Source organism: Pseudodonghicola xiamenensis DSM 18339 (assembly GCF_000429365.1).
Classification (GTDB): Bacteria; Pseudomonadota; Alphaproteobacteria; order Rhodobacterales; family Rhodobacteraceae; genus Pseudodonghicola; species Pseudodonghicola xiamenensis.
The window spans coordinates 1-21251 of record NZ_AUBS01000037.1; the positions used below are offsets into that span (position 1 = coordinate 1).

At 58.6% G+C, this 21251-nt stretch carries 18 protein-coding genes; 1 reads left to right on the forward strand and 17 read right to left on the reverse strand.

The window, feature by feature from the left end:
* Nucleotides 1-250: 250 nt before the first annotated feature.
* The 9 genes from G455_RS0119005 to G455_RS0119045 form a co-directional block, all read right to left on the reverse strand.
* Complete coding sequence (locus G455_RS0119005) at nt 251-1426, reverse strand: thiolase family protein (protein WP_028095141.1); 1176 nt, start codon at nt 1424-1426, stop codon at nt 251-253.
* A 17-nt stretch (nt 1427-1443) separates the two neighbouring features.
* On the reverse strand, nt 1444-2736 hold the full coding sequence (locus G455_RS0119010) for an ArgE/DapE family deacylase (RefSeq protein ID WP_028095142.1): 1293 nt from the start codon (nt 2734-2736) through the stop codon (nt 1444-1446).
* A gap of 9 nt (nt 2737-2745) precedes the next feature.
* Nucleotides 2746-3378, reverse strand: coding sequence for a 3-oxoacid CoA-transferase subunit B (locus tag G455_RS0119015; protein ID WP_028095143.1), 633 nt, complete (start codon nt 3376-3378; stop codon nt 2746-2748).
* 34 nt (nt 3379-3412) lie between these two features.
* Complete coding sequence (locus G455_RS0119020; protein WP_028095144.1) at nt 3413-4105, reverse strand: CoA transferase subunit A; 693 nt, start codon at nt 4103-4105, stop codon at nt 3413-3415.
* A complete protein-coding gene (locus G455_RS0119025; RefSeq protein ID WP_028095145.1) occupies nt 4102-5463 on the reverse strand; it encodes an aminotransferase family protein in 1362 nt (453 codons plus the stop codon). The genes G455_RS0119020 and G455_RS0119025 overlap by 4 nt, the downstream gene beginning before the upstream one ends.
* Complete coding sequence (locus G455_RS0119030) at nt 5460-6242, reverse strand: amino acid ABC transporter ATP-binding protein (protein WP_028095146.1); 783 nt, start codon at nt 6240-6242, stop codon at nt 5460-5462. Before G455_RS0119030 ends, G455_RS0119025 begins: the two co-directional genes overlap by 4 nt.
* Before the next feature lie 9 nt (nt 6243-6251).
* Nucleotides 6252-6908: an amino acid ABC transporter permease gene (locus G455_RS0119035; protein WP_028095147.1), complete on the reverse strand. Its 657-nt coding sequence runs from the start codon at nt 6906-6908 to the stop codon at nt 6252-6254.
* Nucleotides 6909-6947: 39 nt separating this feature from the next.
* A complete protein-coding gene (locus G455_RS0119040) occupies nt 6948-7595 on the reverse strand; it encodes an amino acid ABC transporter permease (RefSeq protein ID WP_028095148.1) in 648 nt (215 codons plus the stop codon).
* Between the two features lie 72 nt (nt 7596-7667).
* Nucleotides 7668-8453 (reverse strand): transporter substrate-binding domain-containing protein, encoded by a 786-nt coding sequence (locus G455_RS0119045; protein WP_028095149.1) that lies wholly within the window; start codon nt 8451-8453, stop codon nt 7668-7670.
* A gap of 174 nt (nt 8454-8627) precedes the next feature.
* Between G455_RS0119045 and G455_RS0119050 the strand changes: the two genes are divergently transcribed.
* A complete protein-coding gene (locus G455_RS0119050) occupies nt 8628-9581 on the forward strand; it encodes a LysR family transcriptional regulator (protein WP_035367042.1) in 954 nt (317 codons plus the stop codon).
* A 657-nt stretch (nt 9582-10238) separates the two neighbouring features.
* Here G455_RS0119050 and G455_RS0119055 read toward each other — a convergent pair.
* The 8 genes from G455_RS0119055 to G455_RS0119090 form a co-directional block, all read right to left on the reverse strand.
* Nucleotides 10239-11480 carry a type II toxin-antitoxin system HipA family toxin gene (locus tag G455_RS0119055; protein WP_028095151.1) on the reverse strand — a complete coding sequence of 414 codons (1242 nt, stop codon included), beginning with the start codon at nt 11478-11480 and terminating at the stop codon, nt 10239-10241.
* On the reverse strand, nt 11470-11781 hold the full coding sequence (locus tag G455_RS0119060; protein WP_028095152.1) for a helix-turn-helix domain-containing protein: 312 nt from the start codon (nt 11779-11781) through the stop codon (nt 11470-11472). The genes G455_RS0119055 and G455_RS0119060 overlap by 11 nt, the downstream gene beginning before the upstream one ends.
* 203 nt (nt 11782-11984) lie before the next feature.
* Entirely contained in the window at nt 11985-12293 is a 309-nt protein-coding gene (locus tag G455_RS0119065) for a DUF6088 family protein (protein WP_028095153.1), read from the reverse strand.
* A gap of 268 nt (nt 12294-12561) precedes the next feature.
* Nucleotides 12562-14580, reverse strand: coding sequence for an ATP-binding protein (locus G455_RS24700; protein WP_189658414.1), 2019 nt, complete (start codon nt 14578-14580; stop codon nt 12562-12564).
* A gap of 109 nt (nt 14581-14689) precedes the next feature.
* Nucleotides 14690-17575, reverse strand: a complete 2886-nt coding sequence (locus G455_RS0119075; RefSeq protein ID WP_028095154.1) for a type I restriction endonuclease subunit R — start codon at nt 17573-17575, stop codon at nt 14690-14692.
* Between the two features lie 9 nt (nt 17576-17584).
* Entirely contained in the window at nt 17585-18769 is a 1185-nt protein-coding gene (locus tag G455_RS25760; RefSeq protein ID WP_161629410.1) for a restriction endonuclease subunit S, read from the reverse strand.
* Between the two features lie 8 nt (nt 18770-18777).
* Nucleotides 18778-20352, reverse strand: coding sequence for a type I restriction-modification system subunit M (locus tag G455_RS0119085; RefSeq protein WP_028095155.1), 1575 nt, complete (start codon nt 20350-20352; stop codon nt 18778-18780).
* 286 nt (nt 20353-20638) lie between these two features.
* On the reverse strand, nt 20639-21232 hold the full coding sequence (locus tag G455_RS0119090; protein ID WP_028095156.1) for a DUF6088 family protein: 594 nt from the start codon (nt 21230-21232) through the stop codon (nt 20639-20641).
* Nucleotides 21233-21251: the final 19 nt, after the last annotated feature.

Consider the following 21251-nt stretch of genomic DNA (forward strand, 5'->3'; position numbering starts at 1 on the left):
GTTGTTCCCGGGAGCATGATGACCATCAATCTAAGGGGAGCGTTTGGGGACGCCGATCACCCCGCTACGGGGGCAGTTTTCCATGCCTGTTCACACCTCTTTCCAATAGGCCTTGGGATCTTCTGAACCCGACATGACGGTTCCTGCTGTTTCACCGGCTCGGAGCCGGATGCTCTGGAATAGAGAGGTGCAGAGTGTCCTGTGACGGAGCGGATCACAAGCCGTGCTTTATACGCCTTATGGGCGCAGTTCAGAAGATCTCGAACAGCCCCGCCGCGCCCTGGCCGCCGCCGATGCACATGGAGACAACGCCATAGCGTGCACCACGCCGTTTGCCTTCGAGCAGGATGTGCCCGGCCATCCGCGCGCCCGACATGCCGTAGGGATGGCCGATGGAGATCGCGCCGCCATTGACGTTGAGTTTCTCGTCGGGAATGCCGAGACGGTCACGGCAATAGATGAGCTGGGCGGCAAAGGCCTCGTTGATCTCCCAAAGGTCGATGTCGTCCATGCCCAGACCCGCGCGTTCCAGAAGACGCGGGATGGCATAGACCGGGCCGATGCCCATTTCCTCCGGCGCGACACCGGCGACGGCAAAACCGCGGAAGGCGCCAAGGGGCGTCAGGCCACGTTTTGACGCTTCCTGCGCAGACATCACGACACAGGCAGAGGCCCCGTCGGAGAGCTGGCTCGCGTTGCCCGCCGTGACGCATTTGTCAGCGCCCAAGACGGGTTTCAGACCCGCCAGACCTTCGAGCGTCGTCGAGGGGCGGTTGCATTCATCCTTGGTGAGGGTCACGGTCTCTTGATGGCTGTCACCCGTGGCCTTGTCGGTGACAATCTTGACGGCTTCAACCGGCACGATTTCATCGGCAAACAGCCCGGCGTCCTGCGCGCGCGCGGTGCGCTGTTGGCTTTCAAGCGCATAGGCATCCTGTGCGTCGCGAGTGACGCCGTAACGTTCCGCGACCACTTCGGCGGTTTCGATCATCGACATGTAATAGCTGTCCGGCACGCCCGGCGATTTGTAGCGATAGCCGTTCCAATGGCTGTTCTGCACCAGAGAGATGTTGTCCAGCCCGCCGGCCAAAGCCACATCGACACCCTCGGCCATGACCATATGGGCCGCCGTTGCAATGGCGTTGAGACCGGAGGCACATTGCCGATCAAGCGTCACGCCCGCGACCGTGTCGGGCAGGCCCGCCGCCAGCGCGATATGGCGGGCTACGTTGACGCCGGTGGAGCCTTGGGTCAGCGCAGAGCCAAACACGGCCTCTTCGATTTCGCCGCCCGTCAGACCGGCGCGGGATACGGCGGCGCGCACGGCATGGGCGGCCATGGCGGGGCCTTCGAGGTTGTTGAACGCACCGCGATAGGCTTTGCCGATGGGGGTGCGGGCGGTGGAGACGATGACGGCCTCACGCAGGGTCATGTTGATACTCCTCAGAGGGTTTCGACGCCGCACCAGTCGGCGATGAACAGGGCGGTGGATTTGGTGATGCGGCGGATGCTGTCCAGTTCGACGCGCTCGTTAAAGCCATGGATCGCCTCGGCGCGGGGGCCGTAGACGATGGCGGGCGTGTCGGCATAGAGGCCGAAAAACCGGGTGTCGGTGGTGGCGGTGATTGCGGTGCGTTCCAGCGGTTTGCCTGTCACGCTCAGATGCGCGCGGTCCAGTGCGCCGATGACATCCTTGGCCGTCTTGGATGTGTCTTCCGAGAGGGCGTAGCCTTCGGCGAGAAAGCCGTGGTAAACCACTTCTGGCAAAGCGTTTTTCAGGAAAGCATTGCCGCGTGCGGTGTCCCGGATCACCTGTTCGATCTCGGCCTTGGCGGCCGCGATGTCCTGACCGGGGAAGATCGCCATGCGCAGGTCCAGAACCGACCAGGCGGGCACGGAACTGGTCCAGTCGCCGCCCTGGATCTTGCCGACATTGAGATTGAGCGCATGCGCGTGGTGGGCGAAATCCGGGTGGCGTTTGTCGGGGGCGTTCCAGCGGTGCTCCATCTCATGCAGCGCCGCGATGAGCGGGATCGCCGCCTCGATGGCATTGGCGCCCTGACCGGCATAGGCGACATGGGTCGGCAGGCCCTTGAGATGCACCTGAAACCAGATCACGCCGATCTGGGCAGTGACGAGTTTCTCCTCGAAAGGCTCGGGGATTAGCGCCGCATCGGCCTTGTAACCCCGTGCGAGACAGGCGAGCGCACCGTTACCAGTGCATTCCTCTTCGACGACGGATTGGAAATGCACTTGGGCCGCAGGGGCCAGCCCGAGATGGCGCAGGGCGTCGAGTGCGAAGAGGTTGGAGGCCAATCCCGCCTTCATGTCCCCCGCACCGCGTCCGTAAAGCCAGCCGTCCTTGACATGCGGCTCAAATGGCGGGGCGTCCCACATATCCAGCGGGCCGGTGGGCACCACATCGATATGACCGTTGAGGATCAGCGAGCGGCCTTTGGTGGTGCGCGGACGGTGCGTGCCGACGACATTCTGCGCGTCTTCATAGTCGCCGATCACCGGCGAAAACCCCGGCAGGTTGCAAATTTCACGGACATCGATCTGCCATTGATCGACCTCCATGCCACGCTCGGTGAGGGCGTTTGCCATGAAGGCCTGTGCGCTTTGTTCCTGCCCACGGGTCGAGGGGTGGGAGGTCAGTTCGGTGAGGAAGTCGATTTCACGGTCGAACAGGTCATCGACCGCAGAAAGGATGCGGGTGGAAAGCTCTTGATCCATTGTCTTGCCTCAGAAGGTGGGAATGTCGCCTGCGGGGAGATGCAGCGTTGCGCCGGTGGCCTCCTGGACCTCCTTGGCCGTGGTGCCCGAGGCCAGTTCCACAAGCGCGAAGCCGCGCGGGGTCACGTCGACCACAGCCATATCGGTGAAGATGCGTGCGACATGGCCCCTGGCGGTCAGCGGCAGGGTGCATTGGCGCAGGAGCTTCGGATTGCCCTTACGGTCTGTGTGGGTGGTCAGCACCACGACGCGCCGGGCCTTTTGCGCCAGCTCGATCGCGCCACCCGCGCCGGGGGAAAACTTGCCGGGGATTTTCCAGTTCGCCAGATCGCCGCTCTCCGCCACTTCGAAGGCGCCCAGCATGGTCAGGTCGAGCCGCCCGGAGCGCACGAGAGCGAAGCTCACCGCGCTGTCGAAATAGGAGGTGCCGGGCAGGGGAGAGACATAGGCCCCGCCGGCGTCGATCAGGTTGCGGTCGGCGGCCTCGTAAGGCAGCGTCGGGCCGATCCCCGCCATGCCGTTTTCGGTGTGGAGGCAGACCGGGAAGCCTTCGGGCAGATGGTCGATCACCTTGGTCGGCAGGCCGATGCCGAGGTTCACTACCATGCCAGGGGCTATTTCGCGTGCGGCGCGGGCCACCATGCGGGCGCGCGGATCTTGAACGTTTTCGCTGAAATTACCGTCTGACAACGCCGTATTCCTCGCTGATCTGGGTGAGAGGACAAATGTGATCGACAAACACGCCGGGGGTTTCGACCGCATCGGGCGAGATACCGCCCAGCGGCACAAGCCGTTCGGTCTCAACGATCACGCGTTCGGCCGCCATGGCCATCGGCGGGTTGAAATTGCGCGCGGTGGCCAGATAGGTGAGATTGCCGAAAGGATCTGCACAATCTGCATGAATGAGCGCCACATCGGCGCGGATCGCCGGTTCGACCAAAAGCCGTTTGCCGGCCATCTCGATCACCTGCTTGCCCTCCGCCAGTTCGGTTTCAAGCCCGATGTCGGTCAGGATTGCCTGAAGCCCTGCGCCGCCCGCGCGGATGCGTTCGGCGAGAATGCCCTGGGCGCAGAGTTCGACCTTGATCCGGCCCTCGTTCATCGCAGCGATGGCGTTGGCGTTGAGACCCAGATGGGTGACGATGAGTTTGCGCATCAGGCCGGCGACGATCAGATGATCGACCCCCATGCCCGCCTCGTTGGCGTCGTTCTTGATCACGGTCAGATCGCGTTTGCCTTGCCGCACCAGCTCATGGATCAGGGTAAAGGGCGTGCCGGGCACACCGAAACCGCCGAGCATGACCACGGCCCCGTCGGGGATCGCGGCGACGGCCTCTTCCATCGTGGTGGTCTTGTCCGGAAGGCTCATACCGCACCTGCGCTTTCCATCACGGGAAGATCGTGATTGGCCGCGAATGTGTCGAGCGCGTCGGTCAGGATCGCCATGATTTCACCGATCTGCGGTTCGGTGACGATGAGCGGCGGGCAGATGAGGAAGTGATCGCCCTCGACCCCGCCACGGGTGCGGCGCGAATAGATGATGAGGCCACGCTCATAGGCGAGTTCCACAAGTTCGGAATAGGCGTTCATCTCTTTCGGCAGGGGCGCCATGGTCTCGCGGTCCGAGACCATCTCAAAGGCGGTCAAAAGCCCTTTTCCGCGGACATGGCCGATGAACGGATAGCGCTCCATTAGGCCTTCGAGCCGGGACATCAGTACCTCGCCCATCCGGGCGCAATTGCCGATGATGTCATGGTCTTCCATCTCTTCGAGCACGGCGAGACCGGCTGAACAGGACAGCGGATTGCCGGCATAGGTGAACCCGTGCAGGAAGCCGCCCGCATCCAGGAGCGCCTCGACCATATCGGACCGCGCCGCGACCGCGCCCAGAGGCGCATAGCCCGCACCAAGCCCCTTGGACATGGCGATGATATCGGGGGTGATCCCCCAATGTTCGCAGGCGAGAAATTTGCCGGTGCGCCCGGCGCCGGTCATCACCTCATCATAGATCAGGAACACGCCATATTCATCGCAAATCTCGCGGATGCGTTTGTAATAGCTGTCGGGTGCCACAAGCGCGCCGGTGGAGGCTCCGCCGACGGGCTCCATGATAAAGGCCAGAACGGTCTCGGGACCTTCCGCCTCGATCCGCTCGCGCAGCATTTCAGCATATTTGATGCCGCGTTCTTCGTCCGTCAGGTTGTCACGGTCGAGATAGGTCTGTGGCGCTTTGACATGCGGCATGTCCTGAAACATCGGCGCGAAAGGTCCGGCGAATAGCTTGCCGCCCGTCAGAGCCAGCGCGCCGAGCGTACCGCCGTGATAGGCAGGGGTGCGGGAGATCACTTTCCAGCGGCTCTCCTGACCTTGCGTGACGGCATATTGGCGGGCGAGTTTTTCCGCAGTTTCCACCGCCTCGGAGCCGCCCGAGACAAAGAAGATCCGGTCCAGCCCCTCGGGCATCAGCCCTGCAAGTTTGGCGGCGAGGTCCTCAGAAGGATGCGTGCTGAAATGCAGACGATAGCCAAAGGTGGCCTTGTCCATCTGCACTTTCATCTTGGCCAGAACGGTCGGGTTCGAATGGCCGATGTTCGACACCATCGCGCCCGAAGAGCCGTCTATGTAGCGTTTGCCGCTTTCGTCAAAAAGGTAGATCCCCTCGCCACGGTCCAGAAAAGGACGGGGCTGGCGGGACTGGTAGAACAGATGGGACGGCGCGGTGGTCATTTTGAGCTTTCAGCATATTGAGCGAGATGTTTGCGCAGGAAGTTTTTCGTCCGCTCCTGCGTCGGATTTTGGAACACCACGGAGGGCGGGCCTTCTTCGACCACCACACCGCCGTCCATGAAGATCACCCGGTCGCAGACGGAGGCGGCAAAATCCATTTCATGGGTGACGATGATCATGGTCATGTGCTCTTCGGCGAGCTTTTTCATCACGAGGTTGACCTCTTCGACCAGTTCCGGGTCGAGCGCGGAGGTCGCTTCGTCGAACAGCATCAGCTTCGGTTTCATCGCCAGCGCACGGGCGATGGCGACACGCTGTTTCTGGCCGCCCGACAACTGCGAGGGGTAATAGTCGATGCGTTCGGACATGCCGACATGGGCGAGTTGCTCTTCGGCGAGCTGATCGGCCTCGGCATTCGACAGGCCTTTCAAAAGCTTCGGTGCCATGGTGACGTTTTCGCGCACCGTGAGATGCGGGAAGAGATTGAAATGTTGAAACACCATGCCAATATGTTGCCGCATCTCATTGATATGCTTTTCATATTGTCTGTGTGGCAGGGTCTTGTTGACCTGTACGCCCTCGAGAAGAACCTCGCCCGAGCTGAGCGGATCGAGATCGTTGATCGCGCGCAGCAGCGTGGATTTGCCCGATCCCGAGGGACCGATTATGGCCACGATTTCGCCTTTCGAAACGGTCAGGTTGATGTCCTTGAGCACTTCAAGATCGCCATAGGCTTTCTGGGCGTGACGGATGTCGACGAAGGGCGTTTTCTCTGTCATGTCTGATCCTTACCGGGAGAGCTGGGTGCGCCGTTCGATCCGGCGAAGCACCGCTTCCATCCCAAGGTTGATGATATAGTAAAGCACGGCGGCGGCGGCGTAGAACTCGAAGGGGCGATAGGTGCGCCCGATGGCGAGCTGGGCCGAGAGCGTCAGTTCAGAGACGCCGATGACGGAGACCAGCGCGGAGTCTTTGAGAAGCGCGATCATGTTGTTGCCGATGGGCGGGATCACGTCGCGCACGGCCTGGGGGATCACCACGCGGATCAGCGCCTGAGTGCGTGACAGGCCCAGCGTGCGTGCGGCCTCCATCTGCCCCTTGTCGACGGCGAGGATCGCGGTCTGGATCAGTTCGGAATTGTAGACCGCGAAATGCAGCCCCAGCCCGATCACACCGGCGACGAAGGCCGGAAGGTCGATGCCCAGCTCGACAAGTCCGAAATAGATCAGGAAGAGCTGCAACAGAAGCGGCGTGCCCATGAAGAGCCAGGCGAAAAACCGGAACGGCAGGCGGATCATCCACGGCCCGTACAGTGCTATGACGGCGAAAAGGATACCACCGAAAAAGCTCAGAAGGGCTGAGACGATGGTGATGGCGATGGTCCAGAGGACGCCCAGGAAAAGCGCATCCGCGTAGGAGGGGACGACGGAGAAATCAAGACCCATGGGACGCGCCTTTCAAGATAAGATTGAGGAAAAACAACATCATGGTAGGCGCACGCGACGGTCGAGGAAGCTGATCATCTTGCCGGTCACGGTGATGATGATCAGGTAGAGAATGCCCGCGAGAAAGAACATCTCGAACGGCTTGTAGGTCGAGCCGATGTAGCGCTGCGCCGTATAGGTCAGCTCCACGACCGAGATCGCGGCGACCAGTGCAGTGCCTTTGATCTGGGCGTTGATATTGACGCCAAGCGGGCGGATCATCAGGCGCATGGCCTGCGGCAGGATCACCTTGCGAAAGGATTGAAACTGCGACAGCCCAAGCGTGCGGGCGGCTTCGGCCTGACCGTGATCGACGGAGATGATCGCACCGCGCATGGTTTCGGTCATATAGGCGCCGATGTTGATGCCGAGGCCGATCACACCGGCTTGGAAAGCGGTCAGTTGGATGCCGATTTGGGGCCCGCCGAAATACAGCAGAAACAGAAAAATCAGCGCAGGAATGCCACGCATCAAGCTCACATAGGCCGCGCCGATGAAGCGCAGAATGGCAAAGCGTGACAACCGCGCCGCCGCCGCCGCTGCGCCGCAGACAAGCCCAAGCAACACGGTCAGCACCGAAAGTTCGACAGTGACCAAGGCGGCTTTCAGAAAATGGGGATACACCCTGAGGATGAGATCTATATCCATGAGTGTCAGATCATCTCTCTTGCAAGGGAAGGGGGGCCTGCCGTTCGCATGGCAGGCCGGGGAGGACGGAGATCAACGGATGTCGAAACCGATCCACTTGTCGCTGATTTTGTCATAGGTGCCATCGGCCATGATCTCTTCGAGCGCAGCCTGCATCGCAGCCTTGAGCTCGGGATTGCCCTTGCGAATGGCGATACCGTGGCCCGAGGGTTCGACTTCAAGATCTTCGAGAGGCACGAAGTTATACCCCTTGGCCTTGGTGGCGAGATAGGCGGCGATGTAATCGTTTGCAATCGCGTCGACCCGGCCGTTTTCTAGTTCCATGAGCAGCTCGGGCAGGCCTTTGTAGGTGCGCACCGTGTAGCCTTTTTCGCGAGCCCATTGCTCATGGGTTTCACCCAGGGTGACGCCCAGTTTGGCATCGTCCAGCTGTGCCGCGCTTTTCAGATCAGAGTCTTCCTTGACGAAAACCGCACGACGGCTGCGGTAGTAAGGACCAACGAAATCCACGACTTCTTCACGCTCCGCCGTGATCGACATGGAGCCGACGATGGCATCGTATTTGTTGGTCAGAAGCCCGCCGATGATGCCGTCCCATGCGGTGGTGATGATCTCGACCTCAAGCCCCATGCGCTTGGCGATTTCCGCGCCGATGGCCGGGTCGAAGCCCACGACCTCGTTCTGGTCGTTCACGAAGTTGAACGGCGGGTAGGCGCCGGACATGGCAATTCGCATCACGCCTTTTTCCTTGAGGGTATCAAGTTCATCGGCGGCGGCGGGGGCCACGAAGGTGAAGCCACTCAGCGCCAGAGCTCCGGCGGCAAGGGTGGTTTTGAGGACGGTTCTGCGAAGGGTCATGTCGATCTCTCCTGTCGATCTGCATCGTCGTCAGGGCGATGCTTTTTTGGTTTCCGCCAGATGTTTCCCCGGATGTTTTTCAGGGCGAATTCACCGGCTCACGGAAAAAACTTGCATGCGTTATATCATTGGGCAAATAAATAATACAAATTCTCAACATAGAAATGATCAATGATGCGCCCCTATGAGCAAAGATTTCCCTGGAACCTCGACTGGAATTTGCTGCGCACCTTCATGGTTGTGGTCGAGCAACGCGGGATTTCCCGTGCGGCCGATTTTCTGGGGCTGAAACAGCCGACGATCTCCTCGGCGCTGAAACGGTTGGAGGAAACGACAGGGCACCAGTTGATCATTAGAAAACCGAATGAATTCAAGGTTACACGCGCTGGACAGAGGCTTTACACCGAGTGTTCCTCGATCTTTGGCGCGGTGTCGCAACTGCCTTCCCTGCTCGATGAAGGCGGTTCGGAAATGCGCGGTCATATCACGATCGTCACCACGTCCCATGTGATTTCGGAGCATTTCGATGAGGTGTTGTACCGCTTCTCGGAGGCCCATCCGAAAGTGAGTTTCTCGCTCACGGTCGCCGAAAGCGAGGAGGTGGTCAGCCGGATCACGCAGAACCGGGCCTCTTTGGGGCTGTGCCTTTTGCACAAAATTCCATCAGGTTTGAAAGCGACGGTCCTGTGTCGGGAAATCTTCGGCCTGTTCTGCGGTCCACGACACCGCCTGTTCGATCGCGACTCGATTGCGCTCTCGGATCTCGAAGGCGAACCCTCCGTCTCGTTTCAGACCGAAACCGAAAGCGGCGCGCTGGAGCCTGTGACACTGTTGCGGCTCCGGGCCAAAATGGCGACCAACTGGCGGGGGATGACCTCGAACCTCTTGGAACTGCGCCGGATGGTCATGACCAATATCGGCATCGGGGCATTGCCGCTTCATGTCGTCAAACAGGATGTCTCTGCGGCGCTTTTACGGCAATTGCCGCCCTATGACGATCTGCCCATGATCGACATTTATCTGGTCAACAATCCGCGCCGGAAGCTCTCTGAAGCGGAGGCGGCGTTTCTCGAAGCGATGTTCACAATGATCCGTGAGGTCGATATTCAGCAACGCACATATGTGTGAGCTATGCTTCGGACTTTGTTCAGCCCCTGATTTGGCTGGCACTGGCGCCCGTCAGGATTGGTTTGCAAGGATGGCGTGGCGTCGCCCTTAACGGGAAGCTTTATCCAATGGAACACGGCCGGGCATCTGTCAAATGTCTCTGGCGCATGATAGGGAGCGCCGTCTCACACCATACGCAACTGTGCAGGGGGCCACTGTGCCTCAGGTTTCATTTGCGTATGCTGATTGAGCCTGTGGTGTTTTCCTGATTTGACATAGGGAAATTCTACTGGGTACAGAATAAGCGGAAAAGACGAGTGATAGGTGGCGATAAATGTATGAAAATAAAGAAAAATATTTATCATTGGCCTCTCGTCTCTCCATTGCACCCATGATGGATTGGACGGATTTATATTTCAAATCAGGTGCTTGATGAGTTCTGTGTGCAGTATTTGCACACGAGTTTTCGTGCTTTGTTTCCTTCTCATTCGCGCGATACGTCGCGATTCAGCCGCCGTAACCTCGATCTTCATGCAACCTGCGCAGGCTGAATGAGTTTCGTCTGAATGGAGTGTCCGCCCGGCCATTAGGCTGGACCGATCGTCACTGCCGATACGGCTTGCCGCTCCATGATCCACAACTGGGGCTGGTCCGGAATTCCCGACCTCGGTCGTCCGGTCACCCGACCAGAATGGCCGTCATCGTCCGAACATGGGCGTCGATGCGCTCCAGGACCGCGCCGGGTACGACGGCGCGTTCGGGCAGATCCCACCAATGTGCATCGACCGCCTGAACAGTTTCGGCAACCGCTTTCAAAACGGCGGGTTCGGGGAGCTTGGCGCGGTTGGCGAAAGTCCTCCAGCGCGCCGAGGTCAGTGCTTTGAAGGCGCGCTCGCCACCGAGCGACAGGGCCAGGTCGTCCGCAGGAAGATAGGGGATGGTCGAGAGCAGGTCGTAGACGGGCGCGAGGGCAGGGGTGTTGCCGTCCCCGGGGTAGATCAGCGACCAGTTCTTCAGATGCATGTCGCCGTTGCCCATGATCACCGAGAGCGCGAGACGCCGGACGAATTCCAGCGCGGCCAACGGAGAAATGGCTATGCTGAGCGCTGATGCGATGTCGTGATAAGCTGCGCCTTCGTATTTGCGCGCGGGAGGAATGCCGAACACCTGGGCGAAATCCTCGATATGGATGCGCTGGCCGCCCGGCCCGCGATCGAAGCGGCGCAGCAGCAAGACCCGCCCCTCGGTCATGGTCTCGAATTCCGCTGGGATGCCGTCGAACTGGTCACGAGTGACCAGCTCGCGCTCGGGCACCTCCATGCCGATGGCTTCGGCCAGTGCGAGGTTGGCAAATTCGTTCTCCGACACCGCCGGAAAAGCCGTGGAGGGGAACTTGGCGATGTATTCTCCGTCGCCGTCGCCGAGCGGCACGGTCAGCCCGCCACCTTTGCCAGTGTTCTTCATCACTGAGAGCTTCATCTGGACGCCGGCCAGCGAGAAGCGAGCTTTCGGCGCCGTCTGGGTAGTCTTCGCTGGGGCTAGGGCAGGGCCGTCGCCGAGCAGGGCGCGCACAGCGCCGGGTAGATCGGCCCCGAGCGCTGCGAGCAGGTCGAAGTCATTGCCGGGTCGGACACGCCCGGCGTGGTGCTTTTCCATCGCGTCGCGCAGCTTGTCCTCGGGAAGCAGGTTGGCGAAGAAGGCCGGTAAAGAGCCCGCGATCGGCCGCGGATCCTTCCGCAGCCCGCCATTCGCCGCTCGGAAGGACAGACTGAGGATGGGGTATCCACCCGTCGCGCGATAAGCAGGATCGAAACTGAAAGCGTTGAAATCGCCCGGGGTTAGGACGATGGTGCCGATCTTGTGCCGGTTCAGGAAAATGTCGAGCGCCTGAACGCTGGCGGCGGTTGGTTCAGCGCTCATCGTCAGGCTCCGGCTCCGGCTGCGGTGCGAATGCCGGGGCATCCTCCCCAGCCTCGGGGCTGAGTAGGGTGTCGACCGCGGGCACCAGGAATTGCGGGATCAACATCATCTCGAGCCCGAGCGCGCGTGCGACATTCATCAGCGTGGTGGCGCGCGCGGCGGCGGTGCCCGTCTCGATGTCGCGGTAACGCGGGCGGGAGATGCCGGCCAACTCGGCGACCTGTTCCTGGGTCAAACCGGCGGCCAACCGTGCCCGGCGAAGCTGCGCGCCGATCATGTGAAGAGAGGTTGTTTCGGGCACGAACGATACCTTTGCGATTCATATAATCTCCATTGATCTGAAAACATATCATTTCCCTACCGCATTGGCAAGGCTATGATCTGTGTCCGTATCTTTGCGTTGCGTGAAGAACTGTATAGGTATCATTGGCGCGATGAGCCGCGCAACGGCGGCACGAAGCGTAGTCAGGCTGCACAGCAACGGCGCATCTGATAGGGCGACCTTCAGGCATAAATGACGATCTGTTGTACAACGGTATGCATATAGGCGGGCACATGCTTGCTCTGCTTTGCGAGCAGGTTCCGGTCATTGCCATCCAGTGCCGTTGCGAGCATGGCGATGACGCGATCGTCGATGCGATCCTTGCCCATGTAGCGCAGGGCTTGGAACACGGCACCGGTCTTCTGGCCGGCATCGGCGAGCGTCTTGGCGGACGCCTTCCTGAAGTGGATCACCTGCTTGCCGATGGCTTCCGTGCGGGTCGTGCCGTCGGCCATGTAGGTCGGCTTCGGGGGTATCTCTTCGTGGCCCATATCCATCTTTCTATTACGGAGTGCATATTCCAAATAGCAGCAGCACCCATCCTCAGTAGGAAGCAGCGCCAGTTACAGAGACGTGCAACGCCGAACAGCATAGAAAAGGCGGGGCGCGCGCAGACCTCAATTATCGAAGCGCGCTCCGTCTTTGCGGTGAAACATGAGAATTCGGTTGAGATGAAAAGCGATGAGCAGCTCGTTTCGAGTTGTGGATATCAGACGGAACAGGCGCACCACACATCAAGCGCGGTGTCGTTGGTGCTGCCTATGGTGCAAAGAAGCTGTTCCCAGAAATGCCAGCACGGTCGAAGAAGGCTTGGTTTCGCGCTCTGGCGTCTCCAATGAGCTGGTCCCAACCCACCAACTCAATTGAGCCATGGAACCCGTTATTTGGCCGATAAATTCTTCCTCGGCCATCTGCTGTTCTCTGCCAAGAAAACGTCCACGTATCCATTTTACCGACAATGTCAGCAACGATATAGCAATAGAATATTGTGTTCTGATCGAGTGTGATTGGACGCCCGCGAACGTCTGAAAGCCCGCCACTTTGAAGCCGTTTGACATAGCGTTCAACCTGAAATTGTGGATTCTCTTCGTCTGCGTAGCTTGTACGTCCCGGGCGCTTGAATTCAACGAGCAGGACTTTTGACGGCTCATCTGTCTGCCGCAGGCCGTGAACATAGTCGAAGATCAGGACATCCGGTCGCTCATCGCTTTCGACGGCTTCCGACAATTTCCTGAACTCGACATCAGAGCTGAAGTATTGGGCGAAGGTGAGTCTTTCGTCGATTATCCACAGGTCATGCGACGCAGCAGGTTCTACCTTACTGTCACCTCCATCAATAGTCTTTACACGAAGCGGGCAGATGAACGAGTGCAGTATGTCTTCCCGTTGGTATGAGCTGTCGCGCGTATCGTCGCGAACCTTTTCAAGCAGAATTTCAATGAAGTCGAGTACGACCTTGCGGCGAACGATGTATTCGGCAAGGCTTCTCTGTTCTGCATCTTCGATAGCTGCACTCGCATCGGCAATTGCTGAACTGAACGTGTTGATGTCAGCTGCGCCCTCTTTGAGTCTGCCCAAGACGCCCCGAATCTTCTCAGCTTGTCTCTCATCGCGCCGGAAACGCTCACGAGAGAGGTGGCCATAAATTGCGTCAGCCTTCAGTTCGCCGGAGGGCACGCGCTCTTGCAACTCTTCTACGTTGCCGAACGCGACAGAAGGATATGTCGCGGTTATAGTCTCAATGGTCCCGCGCTGCTCCCCTTTCAGCAATGCGAGTGGCTCGGCAAGAAATGTTTCAATTTTGTCGGAGCAGACGTCGTTGATGATCCGCTCAATTACGGCATCTTCAAAAACGAAAGCGGTCCGCTCTTGGTTGACGTTGTTATCTAGGAACGCACCCGTGACAATGGCGTGGAATACTCGATCATTTTCACCGCCGAAATAGCCCAATCCCAGTTTTCCGTCGATGCACTGGGAGTGGACCGTCCGATCATGGGCAATAAAATGAACGAAATGCCTGCCTTTGAGGTCAGCACTTGCGACTTTGTCGCACTCCATTAAAGTGAGGTTCAGATTTCCGTAGCTCTCAGTTTCTATCGCATTCGCTTTCTGCTGCCTGTGGACGATGTCGGATATCGCGGTTGGATACTCGCGTGTCTCGTCACCGACATGAACGCTAACTTGAGGGCTCCGGCCTCCAATGAATGTTGGCAGGAAGTGTGAGGTCAGATGTTGGAATACAAAGCTGTCTCGCCCCGGAAACTTCGCTCTGTAACCATTGTCGCGTAGCCCAGAAAACCGAACATGGAAGAAGCTGTCGACCGCATCTGCTGCGGCGTCTTCTTCAAGATCTTGAATCTGGTCTTCTAGCGCGAGTTTAAACCTGAACCGCCGCCTCTGAAGACTACCGCCTTCGGTTCTAAAAACAGAGTGGACCGCTATCTCCTCAAAACAGTCTAGCCACATGAGCCTGCCGACACCCTTGCCACCTATCTGGATCTTGTTATCGGTATCTGTGGTTGTAAATGCCTCCCAGTTGTTGTCGTCGAGGCCCACCCCATTGTCCTCGACTGCCGCCCAAACATCATCCTTGTTCCTATTGGTATTAACGGTGACGACAACCTTGCCAGCGCTCGACACGCGGTCCCCGTAGCGCCCCTGTGTCGAGTGAATTGCGTTGCTAACAGCCTCAAAGAGCGGCTGCATTGCACCCGCAACATTTGTCGGCTTGGGAAGACGTTCAATTCGCTTCACGAGGTTGGGGCGCAGTGATGTCACAAAAACTCCAGAAAATTTGCAGTGCTACTTCCAGTCTCAACAAAAGTGCACTTGTACGATTCTCCGTTCAAGAGTGGTTTTTGGGGCCGAAATTTCTCGACCAAGATCTTTATAAGCCCCCAGTATCACCCATCCCCTCATCGAAAGTTTCGATCAAGGCGATCATCCGTGTAACGACACGCTCCGCAGAGGGCTTTCGTTGAAGAATCCCAGGCATTTCGATCATGATCGCAATCACCTCATCGGTAAGGGGGCGCTTGCCGGAAAACTGATATGCTTCCAGCAACCCGGCGAAACCTTCACGATCCAGCCTTTCTTCTGTGCAAATCGTTTGAAACGCCGCTTCGCGCTTCTCTGCCCAGAAACCCTCGAACGTCGCAGTTGTTTGTTCGGCGCTTTTCATTGTCGGCAGGTAGGCCGTAATAAACTCTTCGATCAGTTCGCGTTTGCTGCGCAGGCGGGGTTCTGACCCGAGCAGATCGAGAATGGTCTTGGTCTTGCTCGCAGTATCCAGCGCATCCTCGGCCTCCCGTTGTTCCGCGACGACGGAGGCCAGCAGGGCCAGGATATAGGCGACGTTGATGTTGTCGCGGCGGATCAGTTCAAGCTCGAAGTCGACCTCGTTCAGGATGGAAGCCTTCTGGTCGTCATCCCTGTCTGATTTCATGCGGTCATGGATATCGAGATACTTGCTCTTGAAGTCCTCGAAGCGCTGTGCGTCCAGAGAAAGGTCATCGTCACTGAACTCAGTGAAGCTGGTCAGCACATTGCGGATTCGGATCAACTCGCGAAAGGCACGCACGAAGGCGAGGATGTCGTCTTCTGAAACCAGCCTGTCCACGGCTGAGGGCGTCGGGGCGATCTTGAGCAATTCCATCACTGCGTCGTTGAAGCGGTCAACGTACTCCTGATAGGGCGCGATCAGGATCGTCTCGTCAGCATCCTTGTTCGAGAAGAGCGCAATGGCCTCGTCCACCTTGGCTTTGAGGTTGCGGAAGCAGACGATATTCCCCTGCGACTTCTTCTGGCCGAGAATCCGGTTCGTGCGGGAAAAGGCCTGAATCAGCCCATGATAGCGTAGGTTCTTGTCGACATAGAGCGTGTTGCAGGTCTTGGCATCAAAGCCGGTGAGGAACATGTTGACGACCAGCAGGATGTCGATGCCCTGACCTTCAATGAAATCCTTCCGGTCGCGCCATTTCATGCGCTTCGCGAGCGCCTTGTAGTAGACGTAAAATGCCTTCCCGTCCTTCACGCTGTTGTTGGTGCCGAACATCGCGTTGTAATCGGAGACATAGCCTGCCAGCTTGTCGCGGCTGTGCTGTGTGGCCGCGCTTACGGGGCCACCGGTGACATCGGGTTCGCCAATCAATCCGTTGGCATCTTCATCTTCTTCATCGGCCGCGAAGGTGAAGATCGTGGCGACTTTCAGGTCATGCTTGCCCTCGGCCTTCTTGCGCTGGAATGCCTCGTAGGTCTTGGTCAGCGCGTCGACGGCACCCACACACATGATGGCCGAGAAATCGCGGTTATGCGTCTTGCGGTCGTGGTTCTCGATGATCCAGTCGACCACACCGTCGATCCGCTTTTCGCTCTCGAAGAACTCCTTCAGGTCGAGGCCGGACACCTCCTCATCGCCAATGAACGTCCCGTCCTTGCGGCGCAGTTTGCCCCAGTATTCGACGGAAAAGCGCAGCACGTTTTCGTCGCGGATCGCGTCGGTGATGACATAGCGGTGCAGGCAGTCCTCGAACAGGTTCGCGGTCGTGCGCTTGCCAATGGCGTTTTCCTTCAGGATCGGCGTGCCAGTGAACCCGAACATCTGCGCCTTGGAAAAGAAAGCGACGATATTCTTGTGGGTGTCGCCGAACTGGCTGCGGTGACATTCGTCAAACACGAACACGATCCGCTCATCCTTCAGAGCCTCCATCGCAGCCGCATGGCGTTCGCGCGTGATGGCGGTGTTCAGCTTCTGGATCGTAGTCACCACGAGCGTGGTGTCGGGATCGGCCAGTTGATCGACCAGCGCCTTGGTGTTGTCGGTGCCATCGACCGAACCGGGTGAGAAATAGTTGAATTCCTTCGTTGTCTGGTAATCGAGATCAGCCCTGTCCACCACGAACACGACCTTGGCGACCTTTGGGTTCTCGATGATCACCTGACTGGCCTTGAAGCTGGTCAGGGTCTTGCCCGAACCGGTCGTGTGCCAGATATAGCCGTTCTTGCGTCCCTTCATCACCCGGTCGAGGATCCGCTCGACTGCGTAATACTGATAGGGCCGCAGCACCATCAGCACCTGGTCGCTTTCGTGCAGGACCACGTATTTCGCGATCATCTTGGACACGAAGCACTTCTCAAGGAAGGCGTCGGCAAAGGCCTCCAGCCGTGTGATCGGCGTGTTGTCCTCATCCGCCCAGAAGAACGTCTGCTTGAAATCCTGATGCCGGTTGTTGGCGTAGTATTTCGTGTTTACACCATTCGAGATCACGAACAGCTGCAGATACTGAAACAGCGCATTGCCTGCACCAAAGCTGTGGCGGTGATAGCGGTTGATCTGGTTGAAGGCCTCTTTCAACTCGATCCCGCGCCGCTTCAGCTCGATCTGGATGAGTGGCAGCCCGTTCACCAGCAGCGTCACGTCATAGCGGGTCTTGTAGTGCCCCTCCTGCGTGATCTGATGCGTCACCTGATAGCGGTTACGGCACCATTCACGCCCGTTGAAGAACTGCACATAGGCCGTGGTTCCATCGTCGCGTTGCAGCGCCATGCGGTCGCGCAGCGTCTTGGCCTTCTCAAAGGTCGAGCCCTTGCCCAAATGGTTCAGAATGGTGCGGAATTCCCCGTCCGAGAATTGCAACCCGTTATGCGCCTCAAGCTGCGCACGCAGGTTGGCCTCCAGCGCCGCATTGTCCGGGATGGCGACCGAGGCCCAGCCCAGATCGTTCAAACGCTGGATCAGAGCGGTTTCGAGTTGGGCTTCGGACTGAATATTCATCGGCGAACCTTAAACGAACAGCTTTTGCAGAAGCCCCTTCTTGAAGGCCTCCATTTCAGAAATCTTCTGTGACAGAGCGTCTATCTTCCCGTCGACGGCGGAGAGTGCTGATGAAATCTTTTGCTGCTCATCAGGATGTGGAAGTTCCACCCATAGCGTTTTCAGCTGAGATGGGTATAAGTGCACGACCGAAATCCCTTGTCCTAGGTTGGCGATTTCGCGGCGCCTCGCGTTGTTGAGGTAGTACGCCAAAAAGCTGCCATTAACCGGTGAACGAAGAACATTAATGTCTCCGCCCAAAGCGACACCGGCGATTGCCACGCAGCAAGCGCGGGCCATGTCCATGCGATCTTCCCCAGACGCAGGAATTATGACGTCCCCGATTTCGCTCAGGAACAGGCTAGCGGGGTCGTCGTCTGTAAAGGAAATTACTTCGGTAATGCGCTCACGATAATGGGTGTAAATTTCGCCATATCGGATGCATGGCAGCGCACCGCCTTCGACAATATCAGACTTTGAGATTCCCTTGCCTTTGAAGAAGGTAGCGATCTCCCCTAGTTTTCGCTCCTCCCAATCCGGGAAGGCGCTGCCGTCGTCGCGGGTAAAGCGCAGCTCGCGCGAAAACAGCCGTTGCATTAGCCCACGCTTGTAGTCCTCCAGAGCGGCCTTCTTGTCGGTCAGAAGGGTGATCTTGCGAGAGGAGGCGTCCAAAAGTACCGCGATCTTTTCCTGCTCGGGCTGATCTGGCAGCGCGAGCGGGATCTTGGCGAAGTCCTGATAATATAGGCGCAAGCGATCACTGGTCATCCCGTGCGAATAGGCCCAAAGCTGATGCAGCATGTGTCGGTTCTGAAACCAGTAATCGAAGAATTTCGAGGACACGCCTTTCTTGGGCGACAGAACGACATAGGCCGGGCTAACCATGCATTCCTCGGATGCCATTCCAACCGCGCCCTGCCACATCCGCATCATATTGTAGACGAGATCGCCCGGCTGTGCGCGCAGGTTGGTTTCATCCGCCGCGTCCGCGCCCATGTGCCGTTCAAGGCTGTTGCGGCGGACGAGGCCACGGTCCTGCGTTACGGAATAGATCGGCAGTCCAGCCTCGCCCTTCGCCTTGCTGTTGCGAAAGGCATCGCCCGCCCGTGCAGGCTTCCATGGCCCCTTGAACTCAGGGAAGCGAAGTTCCGGCACAAGTGGTCTCATAGCGGAGCTTCCAGACCAAGCTCGGCGCAGAATCCTCGCAGTTCTTCGTCCACGTCGCGCATATTCAGGTTGATCTGTTCGACGCGGCGCGTCACTTCCTCCAGATCGACGGGCGGTTCCGGCACGAAGGTGTCGACATAGCGTGGGATGTTGAGGTTGAAATCGTTTTCTTCGATCTCGGCCAAAAGGGCCCGATGCGTAAACCGCTCTTCCTCAGCACGGGTCCGATAGGCCTCAACGATGCGGTTCACGTTGTCTTCGCCGAGCCAGTTCTGGTTCTTGCCGCGCTGGAAACAGGTTGAGGCATCGACGAACAGGACGTCCTCAGTTTCCTTGCATTTCTTCAGCACCAGTATGCAGGTGGGGATGGCCGTGCCATAAAAGATGTTCTCCGGCAGGCCGATCACCGCATCCAGCCAATTGCGCCGGATCAGGAATTCCCGGATGGCCCCTTCGGCCCCGCCACGAAACAGCACTCCATGCGGCAGGATCACCGCCATGGTCCCGTCTTCGTCCAGGTGATGGAGCATGTGCTGGACAAAGGCAAAATCGGCCTTGGACGCGGGTGCGAGACGGCCATATTCAGTGAAACGGTCGTCGCTCTCAAAAATCTTATTGGCTGACCATTTTGCCGAGAACGGCGGGTTGGCGACGATGGCCTCGAACGTCTGGCCCATATGCTGGGGGTGTTCGAGCGTGTCTTCCTGCTGAATGTCGAAATTGCTGAAATGCACCTCGTGCAGGATCATGTTCATCCGTGCGAGGTTATAGGTGGTGCGGTTCAGCTCCTGCCCTACGAACTCGCCCACGGATTTGTTGGACTTCTTGTAGCCCAGTTCCCGCGCCACGCGCAGCAGCAGGGAGGCCGACCCGCAGGTCGGGTCATAGACCGACCGCAGGCGTGCCTTGCCCGTGGTCACGATCTTGGCCAGCACGGTCGAAACCTGTTGCGGGGTATAGAATTCGCCCGCCTTCTTGCCCGCGCCAGAGGCGAATTTGCCGATCAGGTATTCATAGGCATCGCCCAGAACGTCCGAATTCGAATTCGTCAACTCGAAGTCGATGGAGTCCAGATGAGCCAGCACCTTGGAAATCAGCGTGTTGCGCGCCTCGTTGCTGCGGCCCAGCTTGCTGGAGTTCAGGTCAAGGTCTTCAAAAAGGTTGACAAAATCCTCCTCAGACTCGTTGCCCATGGTGGATTTCTGGATGTTGTTCAGCGTGTCGGAAAGGTCGGCAAGGATGAAGCTGCCAGGCGCTACCCCACGCTTGGCGACCTCCGAAAACAGCTCGCGCGGGCGCAGGTAGTAGCCGAGGCTGTCGATACAGTTTTCCTGCACCGCGCCGAGAATGCCTTGATGCACAGGGTCGTTTTCGTCGAGGGAGGCAAAGGCGAGGCCTTCGGATTTCAGAAGCTCCTGATCGACGTAGATGTGCAGGCGCTCGGACAGGTATTTGTAGAAGATAAAACCGAGGATGTAGTCGCGGAACTCGTCCGCATCCATCCGTCCTCGCAACTCATTGGCGATGTCCCAGAGCTTCTGCTCGAGTTTTTTCTTTTGTTCTTCCGTCACTGGTCTGCCTCTGGTTTTTCATTCTGCGACTGAAGCTTCGCCGCAGTTCGAGTGCGGTTTACGCGTAAAAGCGCCTGACAATAAGGGTCTTTTTTCACCGCCGGGCAGTAGGCCGTGCCCGTTCGGATGTCTGTCCCCTTATCAGGAGATCGTCGGCAGAGGAGGCGCAGCAGGCAGCCGGAGGTGCGCAGGGCAGGCAGGCTTCGTTCTGGAAAGTAAACCGGTCGACAGGAGTAACGGGCGGCTAAGATCCTGGCGAGTATTGGGATGATAAGAAGCAGCCGGCTCAACCATGAGCGGCTTTTCCGACGCTTCGAGCAAGCCAGGTCGGGAACTGCGGTGCGGCGGTTACCAGTTCGTCAAAGACCGCTGCGGGCAGTTTCTGCTTGAGCAATTTAAGTGCGGGCTCTGCCTGTGCCGGCCCGAGCCAAGCCAAGGCTCGAACTGCACGACCTGCCGGTCGCTTCCCGAGGGCGAGTTGCCACCGAGGAGCGTGGCGCAGGTCCACCAGCTGATTGCCCAAGGAGAGCGTACGGCTGCGACCCGATGTTAGGTACACGGAGCGAACCGGCACTTGTGTGGTCAGGCCGAGGGTATTCGCTTCGGTGGCACCGGTTGGAACGATGACTTCGCCACGTTGCGACGCGAGAGCCTCGACGGCCTGTTCTACTGACGGTGCGCGCGTTCCAAACCGGCTTTTGATCGGGCGCAGGTAAACCCCTCGCCCGGCACGGATCAACTGGCCGCGCTCGGCAAGGCGCGACAAGGCTTGATCCACACCGGCACGGCTGCCGAGGTGCAGCAGGCATTTTGCGGCAAGCGGGGCCCCTTCCGGAAGCCCCTCTGCGTGGGTCAATATCTGATCTGCAAGGCGCTGCATGATGTTCTCTCGTCAGAAA

Bases quoted from the DNA above. Each gene is read 5' to 3' on its own strand.
- G455_RS0119090 (WP_028095156.1), bottom strand. From the start codon at position 21,232: ATGCAGCGCCTTGCAGATCAGATATTGACCCACGCAGAGGGGCTTCCG.
- G455_RS0119010 (WP_028095142.1), bottom strand. From the start codon at position 2,736: ATGGATCAAGAGCTTTCCACCCGCATCCTTTCTGCGGTCGATGACCTG.
- G455_RS0119025 (WP_028095145.1), bottom strand. From the start codon at position 5,463: ATGACCACCGCGCCGTCCCATCTGTTCTACCAGTCCCGCCAGCCCCGT.
- G455_RS0119020 (WP_028095144.1), bottom strand. From the start codon at position 4,105: ATGAGCCTTCCGGACAAGACCACCACGATGGAAGAGGCCGTCGCCGCG.
- G455_RS0119045 (WP_028095149.1), bottom strand. From the start codon at position 8,453: ATGACCCTTCGCAGAACCGTCCTCAAAACCACCCTTGCCGCCGGAGCT.
- G455_RS0119015 (WP_028095143.1), bottom strand. From the start codon at position 3,378: ATGGTGGCCCGCGCCGCACGCGAAATAGCCCCTGGCATGGTAGTGAAC.
- G455_RS0119035 (WP_028095147.1), bottom strand. From the start codon at position 6,908: ATGGGTCTTGATTTCTCCGTCGTCCCCTCCTACGCGGATGCGCTTTTC.
- G455_RS0119055 (WP_028095151.1), bottom strand. From the start codon at position 11,480: ATGAGCGCTGAACCAACCGCCGCCAGCGTTCAGGCGCTCGACATTTTC.
- G455_RS0119050 (WP_035367042.1), top strand. From the start codon at position 8,628: ATGCGCCCCTATGAGCAAAGATTTCCCTGGAACCTCGACTGGAATTTG.
- G455_RS0119040 (WP_028095148.1), bottom strand. From the start codon at position 7,595: ATGGATATAGATCTCATCCTCAGGGTGTATCCCCATTTTCTGAAAGCC.
- G455_RS0119075 (WP_028095154.1), bottom strand. From the start codon at position 17,575: ATGAATATTCAGTCCGAAGCCCAACTCGAAACCGCTCTGATCCAGCGT.
- G455_RS0119030 (WP_028095146.1), bottom strand. From the start codon at position 6,242: ATGACAGAGAAAACGCCCTTCGTCGACATCCGTCACGCCCAGAAAGCC.
- G455_RS0119065 (WP_028095153.1), bottom strand. From the start codon at position 12,293: ATGGGCCACGAAGAGATACCCCCGAAGCCGACCTACATGGCCGACGGC.